17 protein-coding genes and 1 pseudogene are annotated in these 24,651 nt (G+C 60.2%); 7 read left to right on the forward strand and 11 right to left on the reverse strand.

The annotated features are described in order from the left end of the window. Positions 1–70: 70 nt before the first annotated feature. Positions 71–787, reverse strand: coding sequence for a TorF family putative porin (locus tag AB7M26_RS12465; protein ID WP_123494648.1), 717 nt, complete (start codon positions 785–787; stop codon positions 71–73). Positions 788–997: 210 nt separating this feature from the next. Beyond that, positions 998–1,186 (reverse strand): hypothetical protein, encoded by a 189-nt coding sequence (locus tag AB7M26_RS12470; RefSeq protein ID WP_017337097.1) that lies wholly within the window; start codon positions 1,184–1,186, stop codon positions 998–1,000. 351 nt (positions 1,187–1,537) lie between these two features. Here AB7M26_RS12470 and AB7M26_RS12475 point away from each other — a divergent pair, with 351 nt between their 5' ends. The 4 genes and pseudogenes from AB7M26_RS12475 to AB7M26_RS12490 all read left to right on the forward strand — a co-directional run bounded on the left by AB7M26_RS12475 (position 1,538) and on the right by AB7M26_RS12490 (position 3,995). Beyond that, positions 1,538–2,374, forward strand: a complete 837-nt coding sequence (locus AB7M26_RS12475) for a CvfB family protein (protein WP_030131899.1) — start codon at positions 1,538–1,540, stop codon at positions 2,372–2,374. 188 nt (positions 2,375–2,562) lie between these two features. Next, a complete protein-coding gene (locus tag AB7M26_RS12480) occupies positions 2,563–3,495 on the forward strand; it encodes a DMT family transporter (RefSeq protein ID WP_429384514.1) in 933 nt (310 codons plus the stop codon). A gap of 79 nt (positions 3,496–3,574) precedes the next feature. Further along, positions 3,575–3,724 (forward strand): annotated as a pseudogene (locus AB7M26_RS12485) (LysR family transcriptional regulator); the annotation flags it as partial. Positions 3,725–3,863: 139 nt separating this feature from the next. Next, complete coding sequence (locus tag AB7M26_RS12490) at positions 3,864–3,995, forward strand: PA1414 family protein (protein ID WP_256348862.1); 132 nt, start codon at positions 3,864–3,866, stop codon at positions 3,993–3,995. Between the two features lie 186 nt (positions 3,996–4,181). Here the strand turns inward: AB7M26_RS12490 and AB7M26_RS12495 are convergent, their stop codons facing one another. The 6 genes from AB7M26_RS12495 to speB form a co-directional block, all read right to left on the reverse strand. Then, positions 4,182–4,433 carry an acyl carrier protein gene (locus AB7M26_RS12495; protein ID WP_123494647.1) on the reverse strand — a complete coding sequence of 84 codons (252 nt, stop codon included), beginning with the start codon at positions 4,431–4,433 and terminating at the stop codon, positions 4,182–4,184. Positions 4,434–4,488: 55 nt separating this feature from the next. Further along, complete coding sequence (locus AB7M26_RS12500; protein ID WP_123494646.1) at positions 4,489–5,214, reverse strand: MBL fold metallo-hydrolase; 726 nt, start codon at positions 5,212–5,214, stop codon at positions 4,489–4,491. 349 nt (positions 5,215–5,563) lie between these two features. Then, entirely contained in the window at positions 5,564–6,943 is a 1,380-nt protein-coding gene (locus AB7M26_RS12505) for a sodium:solute symporter (protein ID WP_123494645.1), read from the reverse strand. A 175-nt stretch (positions 6,944–7,118) separates the two neighbouring features. After that, on the reverse strand, positions 7,119–8,630 hold the full coding sequence (locus AB7M26_RS12510) for a purine-cytosine permease family protein (RefSeq protein ID WP_429384519.1): 1,512 nt from the start codon (positions 8,628–8,630) through the stop codon (positions 7,119–7,121). A 54-nt stretch (positions 8,631–8,684) separates the two neighbouring features. Next, positions 8,685–9,107, reverse strand: coding sequence for a YybH family protein (locus tag AB7M26_RS12515; protein ID WP_218397821.1), 423 nt, complete (start codon positions 9,105–9,107; stop codon positions 8,685–8,687). A 9-nt stretch (positions 9,108–9,116) separates the two neighbouring features. After that, positions 9,117–10,067 carry an agmatinase gene (gene speB, locus AB7M26_RS12520; protein ID WP_007905133.1) on the reverse strand — a complete coding sequence of 317 codons (951 nt, stop codon included), beginning with the start codon at positions 10,065–10,067 and terminating at the stop codon, positions 9,117–9,119. A gap of 377 nt (positions 10,068–10,444) precedes the next feature. Here speB and AB7M26_RS12525 point away from each other — a divergent pair, with 377 nt between their 5' ends. After that, entirely contained in the window at positions 10,445–11,338 is an 894-nt protein-coding gene (locus tag AB7M26_RS12525; protein WP_008013540.1) for a LysR family transcriptional regulator, read from the forward strand. 4 nt (positions 11,339–11,342) lie between these two features. Beyond that, positions 11,343–11,939 (forward strand): tRNA-uridine aminocarboxypropyltransferase, encoded by a 597-nt coding sequence (locus tag AB7M26_RS12530; protein WP_429384524.1) that lies wholly within the window; start codon positions 11,343–11,345, stop codon positions 11,937–11,939. Positions 11,940–12,084: 145 nt separating this feature from the next. Here AB7M26_RS12530 and AB7M26_RS12535 read toward each other — a convergent pair whose 3' ends face one another. The 3 genes from AB7M26_RS12535 to AB7M26_RS12545 all read right to left on the reverse strand — a co-directional run bounded on the left by AB7M26_RS12535 (position 12,085) and on the right by AB7M26_RS12545 (position 17,313). Further along, a complete protein-coding gene (locus tag AB7M26_RS12535) occupies positions 12,085–13,449 on the reverse strand; it encodes an HlyD family type I secretion periplasmic adaptor subunit (RefSeq protein ID WP_123494640.1) in 1,365 nt (454 codons plus the stop codon). Positions 13,450–13,652: 203 nt separating this feature from the next. After that, a complete protein-coding gene (locus tag AB7M26_RS12540) occupies positions 13,653–15,812 on the reverse strand; it encodes a type I secretion system permease/ATPase (RefSeq protein WP_429384529.1) in 2,160 nt (719 codons plus the stop codon). 142 nt (positions 15,813–15,954) lie between these two features. Then, complete coding sequence (locus AB7M26_RS12545) at positions 15,955–17,313, reverse strand: TolC family outer membrane protein (RefSeq protein WP_063341253.1); 1,359 nt, start codon at positions 17,311–17,313, stop codon at positions 15,955–15,957. A gap of 591 nt (positions 17,314–17,904) precedes the next feature. Here AB7M26_RS12545 and AB7M26_RS12550 point away from each other — a divergent pair. Next, positions 17,905–24,282, forward strand: a complete 6,378-nt coding sequence (locus tag AB7M26_RS12550; protein WP_429384533.1) for a retention module-containing protein — start codon at positions 17,905–17,907, stop codon at positions 24,280–24,282. Positions 24,283–24,651 lie beyond the last annotated feature (369 nt).

Raw genomic sequence — 24,651 nt, forward strand, 5'->3', positions numbered from 1 at the left:
TCCTTGCGAAGACCTGGTTTCTTAAGGGTTCTCTTGTGTGATCGCGGGATAAGCCCGGCAGTTCAGCCAATTAATAGAAGCTGTGCGCAGCCTTGAGCGTCACCAGGCCGTCGCACTGGCTATTGTGGCCAGAATAAGCGGAACAATCGCTGCCGCTCAGGCTTGAATCACTGTAGATCAAGTCCAGATCGATGCCCATGAACGGCCGGGACAATTTCACTGACCAGTCGGTAAAGCTGCCTACATACCCATCGTCGACGGACACCGGTGTGTTGAGTTGGTGGGTGGTGTATTTCAGGCTGATCCCGATGCCGAACGGCTGATTGCCACTGAGGTCGGCGAACAGTGTGCTGTTCTGTTTGTCCGGGTCGTTGCTGAAGGCCGCGCCGAAGCGGCTGCCCAGCAGGGTCAGGCCGCCGAACAGCTCCTGGCTGTCGAGGGTGTCCACTTTCGGGTAGCTGTATTGGATCATGCCCACTTCGTAGCCGAGGGAGTGATCGAAAGGCTGTTTAAAACCCATGTAGGAATCGACTTCAAGGTTGCTCGACGGGCTGAGTCCCATGCTGGGGGACCATTGACCTACATAGAAGCCGCTGTCGTGGCTCAGGTCGAGGCCACCGTGGAACGACCCGGTCGTCGAGGGTTTGACCAGCCCTTGGGCCATGCTGCGGCTGGGGGTGGTCGCGAGCTTGAGATCGAAATCGCCCAGTTCGCGCTGGAAGACTTGTGCTTGGGCGACCGAATACCACAGCAGGCTGCCGAGCAGAAAAAGAGAGGGCTTGAGCATGCGTCACTCCATGAACAGCGAGGAGCGGGTCCTGAAAACCTGCTGAAACGCTTGATCCAGACACGTGCAAGCATACCGGCGAATGTTCGGCATCGAGGGCCGTTCGTCGATTTTTGAAATATTGATTTGTTTTATGGGGTATTGCGGGAGGGTTCCAGTCCAAGCGCTTCGAAGCTCAAAGCGCTTACGGACCAGTTAACGCGGGGGAAATTACTTCTTGCCCAGCGTGATCTGCTTGGACGGGCCGAACGTCTGGCCGCTGACGCCTTTGGCAATTTGCTGGATCTCTCCGCCGGACTTGAGGAACGCAGCGATCTGGTTGTTGATCGATTCGCTGGTTTCAACGGCTGGAGCTGGCTTTGCTTTGCTGTTGGATGCTTTTACACGCATGGCGGCCATTAACCTGTAGAAATTAACTTGGCCAGGCATCGTACAGGAAATACTTGACAATTGCTTGGTAAATATCCTCCCGAAATACACCTTGGAGCAACGCAATTTATCGCAAGTTATTATTCGCAATGTTCCCGTAAGCTGCTGTTTTAACTAAGAACCCAAGTGAGGAAAAAGCGCTTTTCGGATGGGCTGGCGAGGGGGAGGAACAGCCGAACGGCCTGACGAGCGGCCAAACGCACGCGGCAAAACCCAGGAAAATTAAGGCCTTCGACGGATTTTCTTGTGCCACCGGACCGGCCGCCGAACGCGGCCCGCAAAACCGGGTAGAATGCCGCCCACGCAATGAGGGTATTGGACATGGCTTTAGTCGGGCGCTACAACAGTTTGCAAGTGGTTAAACACACTAACTTCGGTTTATATCTGGACGGTGGCGCGGATGGCGAAATCCTTCTGCCTAACCGTTATATCCCCAAAGATATTCCCAGCGAAGATGAAGACTGGCTCAACGTTTTTATTTATCTGGACAGCGATGACAAACTTATCGCTACCACCGAAAAGCCGAAAGTTCAGGTCGGTGAATTCGCCAGTTTGAAAGTTGTTGAAGTCAACAGCATCGGCGTGTTCCTGGATTGGGGTTTGCCGAAGGATCTGCTGCTGCCGTATTCCGAAGAAAAGCGCCAGATGACGGCCGGCGAGTATGTCGTGGTGCACGTTTATCTCGACAAACACACGCGACGCATCACCGCGACGGCGCGTCTGGACCGCTACCTGGACAAGACCCCGGCCAACTACACGCCTGGCCAGGAAGTTGATTTGCTGGTGGCCGAAGCGACCGATATGGGCTTCAAGGCAATCATCAACAACAAGCACTGGGGCCTGATCCACAAGAACGAAATCTTCAAGTTCATGCGCGCCGGTAAAGAAGAGAAGGGCTTTATCAAAGAAGTCCGCGCCGACGGCAAGATCAGCCTGAGCCTGCAACCGGTGGGCGAGGAAGCTGCCACTAGCCTGAACTCGAAGATTCTTGCCAAGTTGCGCGACAACAACGGCACTCTGCCAGTCAGCGACAAGAGCGACCCGACGCTGATCAGCAGTATGTTCGGCGTCAGCAAGGGCAACTTCAAAAAGGCCATTGGTGCGTTGTACAAGAACGGGCAGATCGTCATTCACGCTGATCGTATCGAACTCAGCTGACCCTACGCCGGCCGCGGCCGGATGACGCAGGTGATGATTTAAAGGTCTTTTGCAGACACCTTTTTCTGTCCATCTGGTTAATAATCGACGGCATAATTTTTCGCCCCGGCACTCTGCTCAGCCAGAAGGTCGGGGCTTTGCTTTTACTGTCGAGTCACTGCCATGGATTGTGTTATCGAGGTGTTCCGGTGAGCGCCACCCGGCGTAGCGCCGATGGATTTGCCCTGCAAGTGATGGTCGGGTTGTGCCTGATCTGGGGCGTGCAGCAGGTGATGATCAAGTGGGCCGCGCCCGACATCGCGCCGGTCATGCAAGCGGCGGGGCGGTCGGGTATTTCCGCATTGCTCGTAGGATTGTTGATCTGCTGGAAGGGCGGTTGGGATCAGGTTGGCACTACCTGGCGCGGCGGCTTGCTGGCGGGTGCGTTGTTTGGCCTGGAGTTCTTCTTCATTTCCGAAGGCCTGCAACTGACCACGGCGGCGCACATGTCGGTGTTCCTCTACACCGCGCCGATTTTCACCGCGTTGGGCGTGCATTGGCTGCTGCCGAGTGAGCGTTTAAGGCCGGTGCAGTGGCTGGGGATTGTTCTCGCCTTCATCGGCATTGCCATTGCGTTTGCCGGTGGCGTGTCCTGGGACAACCTCGACCACCGCATGTTGATGGGGGATGCGTTGGGCGTGCTGGCCGGCGCGTCATGGGGCGCGACCACTGTTGTGGTGCGCGCCTCGCGCCTGTCGGAAGCGCCGGTGACGCTGACGCTGTTTTATCAACTGATCGTCGGCTTCGTCGGCCTGCTGTTGATTGCGATCCTCAGCGGGCAGGTCACTCATGTCAGCCTGACCACTGTTGCCGTGGCCAGTGTGTTATTCCAAGGGTTGGTGGTGTCGTTCTTCAGTTACCTGACCTGGTTCTGGCTGCTGCGTCGTTATCTGGCGGCGAACCTGGCGGTGTTTTCGTTCATGACGCCGCTGTTCGGCGTCACATTCGGCGTGGTGCTGCTGGGCGAAGAACTGAGTCTCAACTTTGTGATCGGCGCGGTGCTGGTTCTGCTCGGGATCACTTTTGTGAGCGCAGAGCAGTGGGTCCGCCATCGTTTGCGCAAAGCACTTGGGCAACCCTGATCGGGCGCAACAATAAAGCCCCCGCGATAATCAAACCGCTGCCGGCGATCAGCAAGGCAGGTTGCAAGCCACTCGTCGTCGCGAAAGCGTGGCGGCCGAGCCGTTCGCCAGCGCGACCATCTGGCTGATGTGGCGCAAAGGCATGGTCGGCGCCAACCTGAATGCATGGATCGAGCAGCAGCAGGCGGTGTATCCGTCGACAGCGATTCAGACCCAGGCAATTGCTTGAACGGGCGGTCTGGGATTTGGATCAATTTAGTAACAGATCATTGCGATCTTGGGCGAGCATTGCGTAGGACTTCGGACTATTATCAGTGCGAAGGGGCTACAGAACTTCAGCCGCTCGGCACTACCCTGAAGGGGGCACCATGAAAGAGAAAATCCAAAACTGGCTGCATGACCTGGGTGTCGCACTCGGTTTGATCGAACCGCCTCTGCAACCCATACCCATTCGCACTGACGACGAACAACGTCGCCGCCAGCAGCAGCGCCGCCGGTAATTCTGGCAAATCACCTGTGGCGAGGGAGCTTGCTCCCGCTGGGGCGCGCAGCGGCCCCATTCATCGCCACAGAGGTGGATCAGGTCGAGCACGGATGCAGCTTGCGATTGCTGCGCAATCGAGCGGGAGCAAGCTCCCTCGCCACAGAGGTTTATTCGTCATATCGGTGGTATCTGACAACCTGTCTCAATACCGCCCAATCTCAATCAAAAACCGGCTCAAGTCGTCGACGGTCGTCGCAGTCTTGAGCATCCGGTCTTCTTCGGCGATAGACGCTGTCAATCCCAGCTGATCTTCCAGATGGAAAATCAGATCTTCAATATCTTCTTTATCCAGTCCCAACTGCACCAGACGGGTGTTGTCGTCGAAGTCATCACGGCCCTCCAGCAGGCGGCTGATGAAGCGGTGCACGGCTGTACGAACGGCGTCTCTTGTCATGATTGTTCTTCGAGGGCGTCATTGTTGTTGTCCCTGGTGCTGAGTACAGCAGGCTTCAGGCGTGTCGGTGCTGCCACTCGTCAATCATCGTGCGCAAATATTCCCCGGAAAAACTCCCGAAATGCCCGCCATGCACGGTGCGGATCGGCAGCGCGCGCAAGCGTTGCAGGCTGCGGGCGTAGTCGTCGAGGTTGGAGTGATAGGCGTCTTCGATCAGTGGCCCGTCGTAAATGATGTCGCCGCTGAACAGGGTTTCGGTTGCCGCCTCGAACAGGCTGATGCCGCCCGGTGAATGACCCGGTGTGTGCAGCACCTGCAAGACCCGATCACCGAGATCGAGCACGTCGCCTTCATCGATCAAACCCGTGGCCGGTGCGGCTTTGACCCGGTATTCGGCGTAGTACAACGGGCAGTCGGGGTGAGCCTCGAACATGTCGTCACCGACGAAAGCCTTGCTCAGGGTGTTGTCGCCGTCGGGCTCGGCGAGGATCTGTGCTTCGGCCGGGTGCACCAGCCGTTCGGGGAATTCGTGATGCCCGGCAATGTGGTCGAAATGGCAATGGCTGGCCACCGCCACCAGCGGTCGTTCGGTGATCCACGGCAATTGCTCGCGCAGGCTGACCAGCCCGGAACCGCTGTCCAGCAGCAAATCCTTGTCACGCCCCTGAATGTGCCAGAGATTGCAGCGGTAAAAGGGCCGAATGTAGGGCTCGTGAATCAGGCGGATGCCGTCGCTCAGCTGTTTGACCTCGAACCACTGATCGCGGCTGACGATCTTCATAAGCAGATTCCTTCAGGCGAAAAAAAACGGGTGTGGCAAGTGGGCGCGTCCTCCCTTATTTCCTGCGCCGCGCCGGATCTGATGTCGTGCAGGGCAAGGCGCGAGGAGCGTGGTTTGGTTGTTCCAAATAAGCTCCGAGTAACGCAGCCCTGCACGACATCAGCTCCGGCCCTCCGGGTTGTGCCTAAAAGCGAGCCAGGCTGCGTTGCAGTCCTTGGCAAGGAAACGACCCTTACCTACGGATTGCGCCTTGCCTGGCTCGCTTTTAGGCGCAACGCGGTGCAGGAAATAAGGGAGGACACGCCCGTGCCACACCCGTCGAAGAAAGCATCAAGTCGTCATGGAAAGTTTAGGCGGCGCTCGCCACCACTGCCGGGCGACGGGACATCAAGCTGACCACCACGAAACTCACCAGGCCTACGCCGAGGCTGTAGTAGATCGGGGTGTTGGCGTCCATGCCGTCCTTGAACATGAACACCAGCGCGGTGACGAAGCCCAGCGCCATGCTGGTGATCGCACCGGCCGTCGTGGCGCGTTTCCAGTAAATGGCACCCATCAACGGAATCAGCATGCCGCCCACCAACAGGTTGTAGGCCAGGGTCAGTGCGCTGATCACATCATTGACCACCAGAGCAATGCCCAATACTGCGATGCCAGTCAGCAGGGTAAACAGGCGATTGACGCTTACGTTCGATTGTTTACCGCCCCGCAGTTTCGGCAGCAGGTCTTCGGTCAGGGTGGTGGATGCGGCGAGCAGGCCGGCGCTGGCGGTGGACATCATGGCCGCCAGTGCAGCGGCGATCACCAGGCCGCGGATGCCGTCCGGCAGCGACACTTTGACGATGGCGGCAAAGGCATTGTTGACGTTGTCCAGATCCGGGATCAGCACATGAGCAGCCATGCCGATCAGCGCACACACCAGGCCATAGACAATGCAGTAGATCCCGGCAGACGTACCGGCGTACTTGGCGACTTTTTCGCTCCGTGCGGTGAACACCCGTTGCCAGATGTCTTGGCCGATCAGGATGCCGAAGAAGTAGATCAGGAAGTAGGTGATGATGGTGTCCCAGCCGATGCTGGTGAAGTTGAAGCTGGCGGCCGGCAATTGGGCAACCAGTTGATCCCAGCCACCGACACGGTACAGACAGATTGGCAGCAACAGGAACATCAGGCCCACGGTCTGGATCCCGAACTGGACGATGTCGGTCAGGGTCAGGGACCACATGCCACCGATGGTCGAGTAAATCACCACCACACCGCCGCCGAGCAGTACCGAGAGCCAGAACGGCAGACCGAAAAGCACTTGCAGCACAGTGCCGATCGCCAGGATCGAGGTCACGCCGATCATCAGCGCATAGGCCAGCATGATGGTTGCGCTCGCGGTACGAGCCATTGGGTTGTAACGCTTTTCCAGTACTTGGGTAACGGTGAAAACCTTCAGCTTCAGCAGCGGTTTGGCGAGGAACAGATTCAGCGCAACGATCCCGCAACCCAGTGCGGCGCACAGCCAGAAACCGGAAATGCCATGAACATAGCCCAGGCGCACGGTGCCGACGGTGGACGCACCACCCAAGACGGTAGCGGCCATGGTGCCCATGTAGAGACCAGGGCCGAGGTTGCGACCGGCAACCAAATAGTCTTCGTGGGTCTTGGCCTTGCGCATGCCGTAGTAGCCGAGTATCAGCATCGCGGCGGCGTAGATGAGTACGACGAATAAATCCAAAGCCATGATGGCGTGTCTCCGATTGTCTTTTTTATGGTGAGGCTGAAATCAGTCTTTTCTGTGGGAGCGTGGCTTGCCCGCGATGGCTGCGCCGCGGTCCATCAGGCAGACCGCGTCATCGTTCTTCGCGGGCAAGCCACGCTCCCACAGGTAATGCGTTGACCGCAGGTAATGCGTTGAATCAGGCGGCTTGTCGTATCGCCGGTTTACCGAGCGAATCCTTGCCCTTGCTGCGTGCATCGGTCGGGCCAAACACTTCCCGCGATTCCGGGAACAGGCTCAGCAGCGTCAGGTACACCAGCGAGGCCAGGCCGAGGGTCACCGGCAGGCTGATGTCGATACCGCCCGCCAGATGCCCGAGTGGCCCGACAAACTGCCCCGGCAGGTTCACGAAGCACAAACCCACCAATGCACTTGGGATCCAGGCACCCAGGCCGCGCCAGTTCCAGCCGTGGGTGAACCAGTAACGGCCGCCTTTCTCGCCACGGGTGAACACTTGCAGGTCATCCGGGCAGTAGAAGCCGCGACGCACCAGCAGGCCGATGATCATGATCACCATCCACGGGGTGGTGCAGGTGATGATCAGCACGGCGAAGGTCGACACGCTCTGCACCAGGTTCGCCGCAAAGCGCCCGATGAAGATGAAAGCAATCGACATCACACCGATCAGCAGCGTTGCCTTGACCCGCGACAGCACCCTCGGGAACACGCTGGACATGTCCAGCCCGGTGCCATACAGCGAAGTGGTGCCGGTGGACATGCCGCCGATCACCGCAATCAGGCACACCGGCAGGAAGAACCAGCTCGGCGACACCGCCAGCAGACCGCCGACATAGTTGTTGGCCGCGATGTAGTCCGGTGCCTTGATCGCCACGATGGTGGCAGTGGCGAGGCCGAACAGGAACGGGATGAAGGTGGCGATCTGCGAGATCACCACGGCGGCCATGATCCGGCGCTTGGAGGTGTCACGCGGGATGTAGCGCGACCAGTCGCCGAGGAACGCGCCGAAGGAAATCGGGTTGCTCATCGCTACCAGCGCAGCGCCGATGAAGGCCGCCCAGAAACCCGGTTGACCGAGGCTGACGCTGCCGGCGTAGTTCACATCGAAAGGACCGGCGAAGGCGAAGATGCCCAACAGGAACAACAGGCTGGCGCTCCACACGGCGATCTTGTTGACCCACAGCAGGAAGCGGAAGCCGTAGATGCACACGGTCAGCACCAGGATCGCGAACAGACCGTAGGCCAGGCCCAGGGTCAGGTCGGTTTCCGGCAGGCCGATCAAGCGTTTTGCGCCACCGATCAACGCATCGCCCGAACTCCACACCGAAAGCGAGAAGAAGGCGATGGCGGTCAGCAGCGACAGGAACGAACCGACGATCCGCCCATGCACACCAAAGTGTGCACCGGACGACACGGCGTTGTTGGTGCCATTAAGCGGACCGAACAAACCCATCGGCGCAAGGATCAGCGAACCCAGCAACACGCCCAGCACAATCGCCCAGACGCCCGCCTGGAAAGACAGGCCGAACAGCACCGGGAAACTGCCGAGTACGGCGGTGGCAAAGGTGTTGGAACCGCCGAAGATCATCCGGAACAAGTCCGTCGGGCCGGCGGTGCGTTCGTTGTCCGGGATCTGTTCGACCCCGTGGGTTTCGATTTGCGTAAGGCTTTGGTCTTTGTTGTTGTTATTCATGATCTGCTCCGATCATAAAGGCGCGCTCATCGTGTGTGAGCGTCACCTGTTTGGCTAAGGGGGTGGCAGCCCTTCCGGCATTGCGGACAAATGTTCGTGGCAGGCCAGCCATAGGCCTTGTTGTTCTTGGCCAGACGCCTGTTTTTTGAAAACAATCGTCTCGCGCTCCTGGCTGAAGTGTTGCTCCCCTTGCATGCGCAGCTCGGTGGCCACGTCATGGATGAAAATTGCCACGTCACCCTGCAGGCTGACGAAGGCGTTGCTCGAGGTGCACGACAGCACCTCGAAGCCGTCCTCGGCGCGCCAGGTGTCCCACAACGCCTGATAGGCATCGCGCGACAGCAGGGGCTGCTCGAGGGTGTAGAACACGAAGCTGGCATCAACGCTGAATGCGCCGAAGTAAGCTTCGCGATCGTTACGGGCAAAGGCCGACACCAGCTCAGCGGCGGCGTTGAGTACCTGATCACGTTCGCTCATGACCGATCCTCAGCGATGGACCACGCCCGGCAGTACGCAGAGCATTTCGTACAGCAGGTTGGCGCCCAACAGTGAGGTGTTACCGGTGGTGTCGTACGCTGGCGAGACTTCCACCAGATCGCAACCGACCAGGTCGAGGCCTTGGCAGCCGCGCACGATTTCGATCGCTTGAATGGTCGTCAGACCGCCGATTTCCGGGGTGCCAGTGCCTGGTGCCCAGGCCGGGTCGATGCCGTCGATATCGAAACTCAGGTACACCGGACCGCCGCCGACTTTCTCGCGAACTTCGGCCATCAGCGGTGCCAGGGATTTGTGCCAGCATTCTTCAGCCTGAACCACGCGGAAGCCTTGATTACGGCTCCAGTTGAAGTCATCAGCGGTGTAACCCTGAGCGCGCAAGCCAATTTGCACCACGCGGTCGCAATCCAGAAGGCCTTCTTCTACAGCGCGACGGAAGGTCGTGCCGTGGGCGATCTTCTCGCCGAACATGTGATCGTTCACGTCGGCGTGAGCGTCGATGTGCACCAGGCCGACCTTGCCGTGCTTTTTATGGATGGCACGCAGGATCGGCAGGGTGATGGTGTGGTCGCCGCCGAGAGTCATGGGGATCACATCGTGTTCGAGGATGTTGTCGTAGGCCTCTTCGATGATCCGCACGGCGTCCAGCAGGTTGAACGTGTTGATCGCCACGTCACCGATGTCGGCAACCGACAGCGAGTCGAACGGCGCGGCGCCGGTGGCCATGTTGTACGGGCGGATCATCACCGATTCCGCACGGATTTCACGCGGTCCGAAACGGGTGCCGGGGCGCAGGGACGTGCCGATGTCCAGCGGGATGCCGATAAAGGCAGCGTCCAGGCCGGCGGCGGATGGCAAATGGGGAAGTCGTAGCATGGTGGCGATGCCGCCGAAGCGCGGCATTTCGTTGCCGCCCAGTGGTTGGTGAAGAATCTTGTCCACGGGTAAGGCCTCATCGTCGTTGTTTTATTTATGTCGGTTGCACGCTCGGGGGAGAGACGGGCACCGCTGTGGGCCGATTCTGCGAAATGTAGTGACCGGGAAGAATCGCTACGGGCAAATACTTAGTTCAGATTTTTCTAAACTAATGACGAGGGCAGAGATAGACTTGCCGTCGTGCACAGAACCCCTGTGGCGAGGGAGCTTGCTCCCGCTGGGCTGCGAAGCGGCCCCAAAACCATTCACCCTGGTGTGTCAGACGGACCGGGGCAGCAGGTTTTACGACTGCTGCGCAGCCGAGCGGGAGCAAGCTCCCTCGCCACAAAGGCATCTTTGAAGCCACAAAACACCGCGCTTTTCCTTGCCCCCGGGAGCATTCAATGGCCAACGCTTTACCCGACCTGAAACTATTGCGCATCTTCGTCAGCGTGGTTCGCCATCAGGGGTTCGCCAACGCCCAGCAAGAGCTCAACCTCTCGACCTCGGCCATCAGCACTTACATGAGCCAGCTCGAAGCGGCCTTGGGCCTGGTGCTTTGCCATCGCGGTCGCGGTGGTTTCAGCCTGACCAGCAAGGGTGAGCTGTTCCATCAGGAAACCCTGCGGCTATTGGCCGAACTCGAAGGTTTCGAACAATACGCCGCCGCCCTCAAAGGCGAGCTGCGCGGAACCTTGAACCTGGGCGTGATCGACTCCACCGTCAGCGATAAGGCCTTGCCCTTCGCCGAAGCCATCGGTGCCTACAGTCAGGAGCACCCGGCGGTGCATTTGCATCTGTCGGTCATGAGCCCTTACGAGCTGCAACTCGGCGTGCAGGACAACCGCCTCGACCTGGCCATTGGTGCCTTTTCCACGCGCATGAGCGGTCTGGTCTACATGCCGCTGTACCGCGAGCAACATTGGCTGTATTGCAGCAGTCGCCATCCGCTGTTCACCGAACGGCGTATTCCCGAGCAAGTCATCACCCAACAGCGCATGGTCGGTCGCGGCTATTGGAGCCAGGCCGAACTGGCCCGCCACGGTTTCAAACACAGCGCGGCGACCGTGGAAAGTATGGAAGCCCAGCTGATTCTGGTGCTGTCCGGCGCCTACATCGGTTACTTGCCGGAGCACTACGCCCAGGCTTGGGCCGACAAAGGTGATTTGCGCGTGCTGCTGCCGGCGACGTTCGGTTATCAGGCGCCGTTCTCGATGATCGTGCGCCGAGGCCGCAGCCGCGAACCGCTGATCCAGACCTTCCGCGACCTGCTCAAAGCGCAGCTCAATCAGGCTTAAGACAATGTCCAGAATCCAGTGCCCGCGTTGCCTGCGTCCGCAAACCCATTGCCTGTGCCCGCTGATCCCGAGCCTCGACAGCCGCACCCGGGTGTTGCTGCTTCAGCATCCAAGCGAAGTGAACCATGCGCTGAACACCGCGCGATTGGCCGCGTTGGGGTTGAAGAATGCCGAGTTGATCGTTGGCGAGGTGTTCGAGGATTTGCCGGCACTGTTGAGTCAGCCGGGCTATCAGGCGCGGCTGCTGTTTCCCGCCGAGGATGCGCAACCGTTGCAGCCTTACACCACCCATGATGAACCGCTATTGCTGGTGGTTCCGGACGGCACCTGGCGCAAGGCGCGCAAAATGCTGCACCTCAATCCATTGTTGTCGGCGTTGCCCAGGGTGACATTGGCCGAAGGCGGGGTGTCGCGTTATCGCTTGCGCAAGGCTCCGGGGCCTGGGGCGTTGTCGACGGTGGAGGCGATTGTGCAGGCGTTGCAGACGCTTGAGTCGCCCATCAGTTTTGAGCCGTTGTTAAAACCGTTCGAGGCGTTGATCGAGGGGCAGATTGCGGCGATGGGGGAGGAGGTTTTTCAGCGCAATCATGGGCCGAGATAATCGTTGTTTGTAAGGGCCTCTTCGCGGGCAAGCCCGCTCCCACAGGTTTAGCGGTGTTCGCGGAATTTGTATTCGACACGGACACTGTGGGAGCGGGCTTGCCCGCGAAGAGGCCGGACCAATCACCGCAGTATCTGGATAATCACTATCGCTCGCGCATCGCCTCGGTCCGCGCTTTCAACACCGGTTTAAGCAGATAATCCAGCACACTTTTCTCCCCGGTAATAATGTCCACCGTCGCCACCATCCCCGGGATGATCAGCAGCGGTTTCGCATCCCCGCCCAAGTGATTCTTGTCGGTTCTTACCTGAATCAGATAAAAGCTGTTGCCCTTGTCATCGGTGATGGTGTCCGCGCCGATCAGCTCCAGCTTCGCACTCAGCCCGCCGTAAATCGTGTAGTCGTAAGCGCTGAACTTGACCATGGCTTTCTGGCCCGGGTGCAGGAACGCCACGTCTTGAGGGCGGACTTTGGCTTCGATCAGCAGGTTGTCTTCCAGCGGCACGATTTCCACCATGTCGTTGCCCGGCTGGACCACGCCGCCGATGGTATTGACCTTCAGCATTTTGATAATGCCGTGAACCGGCGACACCACGGTGGTGCGCGTCACCCGGTCGTCGATGGCAATGCTTGAAGCGGTGATTTTCGACAGGTCGGTGCGTTTCTCATTCAGCTCTTTTGCCGCGTCCGAACGGAAGGATTGTTCCGACTCGTCGATCTTGCTTTTGATCTCATTGATCGCCGATTCGGCACGGGGAATCGCCAGGGTCGTAGCGTTCAGCGAGCCGCGGATTTCCACCGCGCTGCGTTTGAGTCGCAGGATTTCCACCGGCGAAACCGCACCGGTGCCCACCAGCGGCGCCGACATGTTCATCTCTTGTTGCAGCAGCGCCAGGCTGGAACTGAACTGCCCTTGTTTAGAGCGGAACTCCGCCAGTTCCTGGGTTTTCTGCCGAAGTTGTTCGGTCAGCGTGCGCTGTTCGCTGGCCAGTCGGCGCTGGCGTTGTTCGTACAGCGAGCGTTCGTCCTCGGCCACTTGTGGCGCCTTGGCGATGACTTCCGCGGACAGCTTGAATGGCCGGCCTTCCGCTTCGGCGGACAGCCTTTCGACCTGCGCAGTCAGTGCATAACGATCAGCTTCACTTTCACCTTTGTTCGACAGGAATCGCGTGTCATCCAGGCGCAGCAAGGTGTCGCCCTTGTTCACCATTTGCCCTTCGCGCACGAAGATTTCCGTGACGATGCCGCCCTCCAGGTTCTGGATCACCTGAATCTTGCTCGATGGAATCGCCTTGCCTTCGCCCGTGGTGACTTCCTGCAACACGGCGAACTTGGCCCAGACCAGCGAGGTGATCAGCAGCGCCGCCGCCAGCCACACGGTGATCCGCGACCAGCGCGGCGAATCCTGCAACGACGCGCCGGCGGTTTCCGGCATGAATTCGCTTTCGGCACTTTTGCTGAAACTGCCGAGGTAGCTTCGGGCCGCTGAATCCGGTGTTTGAGCAGACATGGGCGATACCCGTCAGTTAGAGAAATAGCCGAACACAAACCTGTGGCGAGGGAGCTTGCTCCCGCTCGGCGGCGAAGCCGTCGCAAAATCTGCCGATAGGGTCCATCTGACACAACGAGATGAATGGCTTTGGGGCTGCTTCGCAACCCAGCGGGAGCAAGCTCCCTCGCCACAGGTTTTGTATTGGCATCGAGTGGGTGCCCCTAAACCGTCGCAGAGCCGACACGGCCCTTGCGCAGTGCATCGATGACCGCTTCTTTGGGGCCGTCGGCGACGATCCGCCCGTTGTCCAGCACCACCAACCGGTCCACCAGGCTGAGCATTGAGGTGCGATGAGTGACCAACAGCAGGGTTTTGCCCTGAATCCAGCCGTGGAGTTTTTGTCGCAGGACGTCTTCGCTGCTGTTGTCCATGGCGCTGGTGGGTTCGTCGAGCAGCATGATCGGCGGGTCGAGCAACAAGGCCCGCGCCAGCAACACTGCTTGGCGTTGGCCGCCCGACAGCAACTGACCGCGTTCACCCACCGGTCGGTCGAAGCCATGGGGATGTTGGCGAGCCAGCTCGGTGACGCCGGTCAGTTCAGCGACTTCGAGCATTCGCGCGTCGCTGATGTAGCGCGCGCCGAGGGTCAGGTTGTCGCGCAGGCTGCCGGCCAGCAATGGCAGGTCGTGGGCGACGTAACCGATTTGTTGGCGCAGGTCGGCGACGTCCAGTTGCCGCAGGTCCAGGCCATCGAGCAGCAACTGGCCTTCTTCCGGCGCATAGAAACCCATCACCAGCCGCGCCAATGTGCTTTTGCCCGAACCGCTGCGGCCGATGATGCCGATCCGTTCGCCGGGTTTCATGCTGAAGCTGACGTTGGCCAGGGCCGGAGCATTCTGGCCGTTGTAGTGGAACGTCACGCCGCTGACGTCTAGTGCGCCTTGCAATTGCGTGCGCTCCAGTGGCCGCTGTTTAGCGTCACGTTCCTGCGGCAACGACATCAGCGCATCGGTGCTTTTCATGGTCAGTTGTGCTTGCTGATAACGGGTGATCAGCCCGGCGATCTGTCCCAGCGGCGCGAGCACGCGGCTGCCGAGCATGTAGGTCGCCACCAGCGCGCCGACGCTGAGGTTGCCGGCAATGATGCTGTAGACCCCGGCGACGATGGTCGCCATGCCGGAGAACTGCTGAATGAACAGCGTGCCGTTGGTGGCCAGCGCCGAGAGGTTGCGCGCGTGGCTGTCGAGGCGGGTGAGGGCGCCGTGGGTGCTTTCCCATTTGTGCTGGCGTTCGCTTTCGGCGCTGCAGGCCTTGAGGGTTTCCAGGCCGCCGAGGGTTTCGATCAGCAGGGCCTGGCGTTCGGCGCCGAGGCTCAGACTCTTCTGCACGGTGTCGCGCAGACGTGCCTGAATCACCATGGCAAAGATGATCGTGATGGGGAATGCCAACAGCGGAATCACCACCAGCCAGCCACCGAGCAGGCCGATCACCACCAGCATCAGTACCGCGAAGGGCAGGTCGATCAGGCTGGTCAGCGTGACGGCGGTGAGAAATTCCCGAAGGCCCTGAAAGTCATGAATGCTCTGGGCGAAACCACCGATGGTTGCTGGCCGTGCTTTCATCGCCATGCCGGTGATGCGTTCGAACAAGGTCGCCGAAAGAATCACGTCGGTTTTCTTCCCGGCCGTGTCCAGTAAGTGCGCGCGAACCACCCGCAGCACCAGTTCGAAGCCAGTGCCGATCAGCAAGCCGATCGACAGCACCCACAACGTTGAAGTGGCCTGGTTCGGCACTACCCGATCGTAGGTCTGCATCACGAACAGCGGCACCATCAGGCCCAGCAGGTTGATCAGGAAACTCGCCAGAATCGCATCGCTGTACAGCCACTTCGACAACTTCAACGTGTCGCGAAACCATGCCTCGACTCGTGGCACCAGCGGCGCGCGCAAATCTTCGAGTTCATGCCGCGGCCGGGCGAACAAGGCCTGGCCGCTGTAGTTGGCGGCCAGCTCGTCCGTGCTGACCCATTGTTCTCCACCGTCGGCTTCGCTCGGCAGAATCAGCGCCTGACCGTCATCGCCGAAGCGACGCAAGATTGCGCAGCGGCCATGGTTGAGGATCAGCATCACTGGCAGGTTTAGCGCGGAAATCTGACCCAGTTCACGGCGCAGCACGCGCGCCTGCAAACTGGCCCGGGCCGCTGCGCGCGGCAGCAGGTCCAGGCTCAAACGTTGGTGTGCCATTGGCAGCCCGGCACTCAGGCTGGCGCGACTGACCGTCGCGCCATGAAGTTTGCAGAGAATCAACAGACCGTCCAGAAGCGGGTCATCGAAGCTCAGACGCGGATCGACACCCGTGTTGCCGGTTTCCATGCTGGTCATATTGATTGCCTGTGGCGAGGGAGCTTGCTCCCGCTTGAGTGCGCAGCACTCACACTGTCTTCATCTTCAATCGGTGTTCGGGGTTGCTGCGCAACCCAGCGGGAGCAAGCTCCCTCGCCACAATTGGTCACGTTGAGCTACTTCATTTCAGTTCAGGCAAGCGAGCTTCGTTTTTCACTTCGGTGGCGGCGATCGCATCGGCAGGCAGCACCACCCGTTGTTTGCTCAGCAACTGACCCATGTTCGCCAGCACGCGGTACATCGAAAACTCCTCGGTGTAGCGCACTTCGGTGTAGCGGCGGTTGGCGTTGTAGAGCTCGTTTTCACTGTCGAGCAAATCGAGCAAGGTCCGTTGACCCAGGCCGAACTGATCCTGATACGCGGCCCGCACACGGGTGGTGGTTTCGGCGTATTCACGGGCGGTCGGGGTTTGTTTCTTGGCGTTGAGCATGGCGTTCCAGGCCAGGTGGATGTTCTCGTTGAGCTGGCGCAGGGCGTTGTTGCGGATGTCCAGCGCCTGGTTGATCTGGTGCGCATCGGAGGCCAGCCGGGCCTTGTCGCTGCCACCACGGAACAGGTTGTAGTTCATCACCACACCTACTCGCCATTGGTTGTCGTGGCCTTCGTCGCCCTGGATATTGTTATTCGCGCCCACTGCCGCTTCAGCGTCAAAGCGCGGGTAGAACGGCGACTTGGCGACTTCGTACTGGCTTTCAGCCGATTGCACATCGGCCTGGGCGGATTTCAGGTACGGGTTGTTTTCCACCATGCTCTGCTGGGCTTCCGGCAGGGTGGCGGGCAATTCGCCGCGGGTCGATGGCGGTGCTTCGAGTTCATCGGGCATGCGCCCCACGACGCTGTAGAAATTTGTCTCGGCATCGGCCAGATCGACTTCGGCGGTGTCGAGGTTGTTTTGCGCCAGCGCCCGGCGGGCGGTGGACTGGTCGGAGTCGGCGTTGCTGCCGACCCCTCGCTGAGTGCGCAGGCCGATCTGATCATTGACCCGCATGTGCGCTTGCAGGTTGTTCTTGGCCAGGGTCACCAGTTCGCGGCGTTTGAGCACTTCGAGGTACACCTCGACAGTGCGCAGGGCCAGATCCTGGGCGGTGCCTTGAGCGTAATAGGCTCGCGAGTTGGCCACGCCTTTGGTGCGCGCGACCTCGTTGGAGGTGTTGAAACCGTCGAACAGCATCTGCCGCAGGCGCAGTTCCGATTGGGTGTAGTTGAGGATTTCGGTGTGGTGATTGCCCTGCGCCCGAGTGGTGGTGTTATCGCTGTATCCGCGCCCGTAGCCGGCGTTCAAATCCACCGATGGATAAAAGCCCCCTTTGGCGACTTTGACCTGCTCGTCGGCCGAGAGCCGGGCATCGACCCGCGACGCCAGCTCCGGGTGGGTCGCAATGGTGCTCTGGATCGCCTCGGTCAATGACATCGCCTGAGCCTGAGAAGTGCAGGCCATGGCCAGCAAAATCGCGCTGCAGAGGGGGGTTAAAACGCGCATGGATGCCTCTCCCTGATTCCTGATGGTACTTAGTGAGTCGCCAAATATTTGACGTTATTTTTAAGTGAAACCGTCTCACCCTTGTTACAACAGAGCTAAGAACATCCTGACGCGAAGCTAAGAAGGATTTCTCATAACGCTTATGCCGAAAAAAACTTATGCGCTCTGAAAAATCCAGCACATTGTTCAATGCGAAAGCCTTTGTTTATGAGCTCTCAGGAGCATCGAAGGGCTTGAGGAAAGTTCAATTCACTTTTCGACACAGAGCGAAGAAGTGCTGGAGGGGAGGGAAGCGAGACGGTTTAGAGGCGACAATTTTTTGTCACTCAAGTGATTCAAAACCGTTACGCATCGTTAGCAGGGCGGTTATTTTGGAAGTGGATCCCGATGCCGTTGATTGCAGAGGGTTTTATCCCGATCCAGAAATTCCCCTTGCGAGCGACACGCCTGGCGAAAGTGTCGGGAGGCAGTGGTTTACGTCAGGTAAACGCTTTCTCGGCAAACGATCCATCAGGCCAACCTGCTTGAACCATGGGCACGTTCTTCGCGCAAACAGGATGCCGACAGCAGTTGGCAGCGGAGGAAATGCACATGGCAACGCTCATCGGTATCGTCAGTAAAGTCATCGGTCAGGTGTATGCAGTGGCGGGTGATGGCACCCGACGCACCCTGGTCGAGGGCGATCGGCTGTTTGCCGGCGAGCAGCTGGTCACCGGGGCCGAAGGCGCGGTGGCGGTGCAACTGCAAAATGGCCAGGAACTGACCCTGGGGCGTGACAGCAGCCTGCAGATGACGTCCAAATTACTGGCGCATCAGGTCCCGCACGTGGAGACCTCTGAGGCGGTGACGCCGAGCCAAGCGCAACTGACTGATGTCGAGCAGCTGCAAAAAGCCATTGCCGCCGGCGCCGACCCGACTCAAACAGGCGAAGCCACTGCCGCCGGACCGGGCGCCTCGGGTGCACCGGGTGGATTGGGCGGCGGTCACAGTTTTGTGTTGCTGGAGGAAGTGGCGGGCCGGGTCGATCCCACGATTGGTTTCCCCACCGCGGGCTTCAACGGTATTCCCGAATTCCTCCTGGAGCGCCGGGACCCTGACAATGGCGACAATGGCGCAGGTGGTGCGGGGGGGGCAGGCGCGCCTAATAACCCGGTTACCCTCATCGGCCTGTCGGCGGCGGGGGGCGAACTCACCCTCAATGAAGCCCACCTGGCGGAAGGTTCGGCCAGCAACCCCGGAGCGCTGACTCAAAACGGTACCTTCACAGTCATTGCCGCTGACGGGCTGACCAGCCTGAACATCGGCGGGATCAACGTAATCAGTGGCGGTGTGCCCGCCGGTTTTCCGCAGTCGATCACCACTCAATTGGGTAACACCCTGACGATTACCGGCTATAACCCGGCCACCGGCGTAGTGAGTTACAGCTACACCTTGGTCGGCAACGAAACCCACTCGGCGGGCGATGGCGCCAACAACCTCAGTGAACAGTTCACCGTGGTCGCGAGCGACAGCAATGGCGATACCGCCACCGGTTCGCTGGACGTCAACATCACCGACGATGTGCCCAAAGCGATCGACGACACCAACGCCAATACCGCCTCGGAAACCCTGCTGACCCTGACCGGCAGCGTGCTGCCCAACGACCTCCAGGGCGCCGACCGCATTGCCACCGGTCCCGACAGCGGGCCGATCATTGGCGGTACGTTCAACGGGACTTACGGCACGCTGGTGCTCAACCCCAACGGCACATACACCTACACCCTGAACACCAGCGACGCCGATTTCAAAGCCCTGAACGGTGGCGGTAGCGCCACGGAAACCTTCACCTACACCCTGACGGATGCCGATGGCGATACCAGCACCGCGACGCTGGTGCTGAACATCCATGACAACGATGACCCAGTGACCCTCGATGGCCTGAACGTTAACGGCGGTGAACTCAACGTCTATGAGAAAAACCTCAGCGACGGCACCAGCCCCAATACACCGGCCCTGACCCAAAGCGGCACCTTCACCGTCACCGCCCTCGACGGTTTGCAAACCCTGACCGTGGGCGGTATCGCGATAGTCACCGGTGGCGTGGTCGCAGGCTTCCCGCAATCGATTGTCACCGCGCTCGGCAATACGCTGACCATCACCGGTTTCAACAGCACCACAGGCGTGGTCAGCTACAGCTACACCCTGACGGATAACGAAACCCATCCGAACGCCGACGGCACCAACAGCATCACCGAGAACCTCGACGTCGTTGCCACCGACGTCGATGGCAGCACGGCATTGGGTCAGATCAACGTCAACATCGTCGATGACTTGCCCACCGCCAACCCTGATCTCGCCACGATCGACGAGGGCGCAACGGCCTCGGGCAACGTGCTGAACAATGACGTCGGTGGCGCCGACGGCCCGGCACTCAGTGGTGCGGTGGTCGGCGTGCGCGCCGGCAGCGACACCTCGACCTCGGCCATCGGCGGCCTGAATACTCAAATCATCGGCAGCTATGGCTACCTGACTCTGGATGCCAACGGCAATGCCGTGTACCACAGCAACCCGAACTCGGTCAGCGCGCCGGGGGCCACGGATGTGTTTACCTACACCGTGCGCGATGCCGACGGTGATGAAAGCACCACGACCATCACCATCAACGTGGCCGACTGCACCCTCGTAGCGGCCAGCGACAGCGACGTGACGGTTCACGAAAAAGCCCTGGATCTGACCCAGGATGGCCAGGACCTGGCGGCGGGCACCGTCACCGGCAGCGAGCCGGGCAATGCCGGTGAAACCGGCTCCGGTACGCTGGTCGGTTCGGTCGCTGGCACCACTGGCACGATCACTTACACCTTGGTCGGCAGCGCCACCGGGACTTATGGGCAAATCGTGCTCAACCCCGACGGCAGCTACACCTACACCCTGACCTCCGCGCCAGCGACCACGCCCAACGTCAATGACGGGCCGAACACCCTGAGCGAAAGCTTCACCTATCAAGCGACTGATCCCTTGGGCAACAGCGTCACCAGCACCATCGTGATCAATATCGTCGATGACGTACCCACCGCTCACGCCGATGCAGTCGCGGTAGCGGAGGGCGGGACCGTCAGCGGTAATGTGTTGGGTAATGATGTGCTCGGCGCTGACGGCCCTGCGGCGGGTGGTGCAGTGGTCGGCGTGCGCGCCGGCAGCGACACTTCGACTTCGGCCATCGGCGGTTTGAACACGCAAATCCACGGCACCTACGGCTACCTGACGCTGGATGCCAACGGCAACGCCGTGTACCACAGCAATCCGAACTCGGTCAGCGCGCCGGGCGCTACGGACGTATTCACCTACACCGTGCGCGATGGCGACGGCGATGAAAGCACCACGACCATTACCATCGACGTGTCCAACTGCTCCCTTGTAGTGGCTCCCGATACCGACGTAACGGTTCACGAAAAAGCGCTGGATTTGACCCAGGATGGACAGGACCTGGCAGCAGGCACGGTCACGGGCAGTGAACCTGACAACACCGGCGAAACCGCTTCCGGCACGCTGGCCGGTTCCATCACCGGCGCCACTGGCGCAATCACTTACACCTTGGTCGGCAGCGCCACTGGCACCTACGGGCAAATCCTGCTCAACCCGGATGGCAGCTACACCTACACCCTGACCTCCGCACCAGCGACCACGCCCCATGCCAACGACGGACCGAATACCCTGAGCGAAAGCTTCACCTATCAGGCCACCGATTCTCTAGGCAACAGCGTCACCAGTACCATCGTGATCACCATCGTCGATGACGTGCCGACTGCTTACTGCGATTCAGTCGCGGTGGTAGAGGGCGGGACCGTCAGCGGTAATGTGCTGGACAACGATGTGCTCGGTGCTGACGGCCCGGCAGTGGGAGGTGCAGTGGTCGGCGTGCGCACCGGCAGCGACACTTCGACTTCGGCCATCGGCGGTTTGAACACGCAAATCAACGGCACCTACGGCTATCTGACGCTGGATGCCAGCGGCAACGCCGTGTACCACAGCAACCCGAATTCGGTGGGCGAGGCGGGCGCCACGGATGTGTTCACCTATACCGTGCGTGATGCCGATGGCGATGAAAGCACCACCATCCTGACCATCGACGTGTCCAACAACTGCCTCGTAACGGTCACCGATACCGACGTGACGGTCTACGAAAAAGCCCTGGATTTGACCCAGAACGGGCAGGACCTGGCGGCGGGTACGGTCATCGGCAGCGAGCCTGGCAACACGGGAGAAACCGGTTCGGGGACATTGGTCGGTGCAGTCACCGGCGCCACTGGAGCGATCACTTACACCCTGGTTGGCAGCGCCACCGGAACCTACGGGCAGATCCTGCTCAACCCCGACGGCAGCTACACCTACACCCTGACCTCTGCGCCAAAAACTTCGCCCAACGCCAACGACGGCGCGAACACCCTGAACGAAAGCTTCACCTACGCAGCCACCGATGCCGTGGGCAACAGCACCACGGGCACCCTTGTGGTCAGCATTGTCGATGACGTGCCCACCGCCGTCGCCTCGGACCGTTCGGTGCCCGCGGTGCAGATCGATTCCAATGTGCTGCTGGTGATCGACGTGTCCGGGAGCATGGTCGACCCGTCCGGCGTATCGGGTCTGTCGCGACTGGACCTGGCCAAGCAGGCAATCAGCACATTGCTCGACAAGTACGACGATCTCGGTGATGTGAAAGTGCAGATCGTCACCTTCAGCAGCAGCGCCACGGACCAGACTTCGGTGTGGGTCGATGTGGCGACCGCCAAGTTGATCATCGCTACGCTGACGGCGGGCGGCGGCACCAACTACGACGCAGCCGTGGCGGCCATGCAAACCGCGTTCAACACCTCGGGCAAACTCACCGGGGCGCAGAACGTCGGCTACTTCTTCTCTGATGGCAAACCCAACGAAGGCGACATCGGCCCCGCGGACGAGGCCGCGCTCAAAGCCTTCCTCGACGCCAATGACATCAACAACTACGCCATCGGCCTGGGCAGCGGCGTCAGTAACGACAGCCTCGATCCAGTGGCCTATGACGGCAGCACGCACACCGACACCAACGCCGTGCTGGTGACCGACCTCAATCAACTCGACTCGGTACTCTCGGGCACCGTACAAGGTGCGCCGGTCACCGGTTCCTTGTTGGGCGAGGGCGGTACTTTCGGTGCCGATGGCGGCTTCATCAAATCCCTCACGGTTGACGGCACCACCTACACCTATGACCCGAAAGCCAACAGCAATCAGGGTTCGCTGAGCTTCAGCGGTGGCGCCAACCACGGCACGTTCAACACCGCCAATAACACCCTGAGCATCGCCACCGATGACAGCGGCACGCTGTTGGTGAACCTCGATACTGGCGAGTACACCTACCTCTCGCAGAAAACCACGACGGCGGTGATTACCGAAAACATCGGCTTCACCGTCAGCGACAACGACGGCGATCTGGCCAGCTCCACGCTGGTGATCAACGTGATTCCGAACACGCCACCGGTGGCGGTCGATGACCATGTCATCACCAATATTCTGTCGGGCAGCATTGTGGTGCCGGGTGAACTGCTGCTGGCCAACGACAGCGACGTCAATGGCGATGCGCTCACGGCAACGCCGACCACCTTCAATACCGGGTGGGTGCTCAAGGGCGCGGACTTTACCGGCACCAACCCGAACTTCAGTTTCACCGGAAACAACCAGGCAGTGACCATCGCCCGCAGCGCATTCGTCGCCAACACGGCAGCCATGACCGCGGTACTGGTAGTCAGCGGGGCATTGGGGGCGGTCAGCAACAACAATACCAACGACGAGGATCAGATCACCGTCAACCTCAAGCAGGGTGAAACCCTCAACCTGGACCACAACCTGGCGGCCGGCCACGTCACCATGGAGTACTCGGTCAACGGCGGCGCTTTCATTGCCATCGCTGACGGCCAGACCATCACCGCCACGGCGGACGGCACGTACCAGATCCACATCACCAACATCGACGACGGTGGCCCGGGCAACAGCGGCAAGGGGTCGGAAAACTACCAACTGACCATGACCGTCAACTACGCCGGGGCTCATGACAACACCCCGGACTTCCACGGCACCTACACCGCCAACGACAACCACGGCGGCAGCGACTCGGCCAATGTGACCATCAGCTATCAGGACGGCCATACGCTGACCGGCACTTCTGGGGATGACGTACTGGTGGCGGGCGCTGGCAACAACGTCATCAATGCCGGCGACGGCAACGACGTACTCACCGCAGGTGGAGGCAACAACGAAATGCACGGTGGCGCCGGTAATGACCTGCTGTTCAGCGGAGCGGGCAATGACCTGCTCGATGGCGGCACCGGCAACGACACCGCGAGCTACGCCCATGCCACCGACGGGGTCATCGCCGACCTGAGCCTGATTACCGCGCAAAACACCCTTGGCGCGGGCACCGACACCCTGACCGGCATCGAAAACCTCACTGGCTCAAACTTCAACGACAGCCTCATGGGCGACAACAACAGCAACATCATCAACGGCGGTCTGGGCAACGACGTGCTCAACGGCGGGGGCGGCGACGACTTCCTGATCGGTGGCCTGGGCAACAACACCCTCACCGGCGGCAGCGGCGCCGACACCTTCCAGTGGCTCAAAGGCAACAGCGGCCACGACGTCATCACCGACTTCACCCCAGGCACCGACAAGCTTGACCTGTCGCAACTGCTGCAAGGAGAAAACGGCACCGCGGCATCGCTGGATGACTACCTGCACTTCACCGTCAGCGGCAGTGGCGCATCGGTCATCACCAGCATCGACGTCAGCGCCATGGCCGGCGCTACGCCGAACCAGACCATCGACCTTGCCGGCGTGAACCTGGCCAGCCACTACGGCGTCACCCCCGGGGCGGGCGGGGTGATTGCCGGCGGCGCGGATACGGCGACGATCATCAACGGCATGCTCAATGACCATTCGTTGAAGGTGGATACCGTGTGAGTTGAAACGACAAAACCCGCCATTCCGGTTGCACGGGAGGGCGGGTTTTTCATGGGGGTTTGAGCATTGAGGATAGGTTGCCTGTGAAACAGCTATCGCGAGCAGGCTCGCTCTCACAGTTGGCTGCATTCCCTTTGTGGGAGCGAGCCTGCTCGCGATGACGCCCGTATCAACACCGCAACTCATGATCGACATAAAACCCGTGGCGAGGGGCTGTTGTGGCGAGGGGGCTTGCCCCCGTTGGGTTGCGAAGCGACCCAAAAACCTGCAATCGCGGATTCTCAGGCAAACCGCACTCGCCGGTTTTACGACTGCTGCGCAGCCGAACGGGGTGATGCGGCATTCCGACAAGCCCCCTCGCCACAAACT

Source organism: Pseudomonas sp. F-14 TE3482, assembly GCF_053629455.1.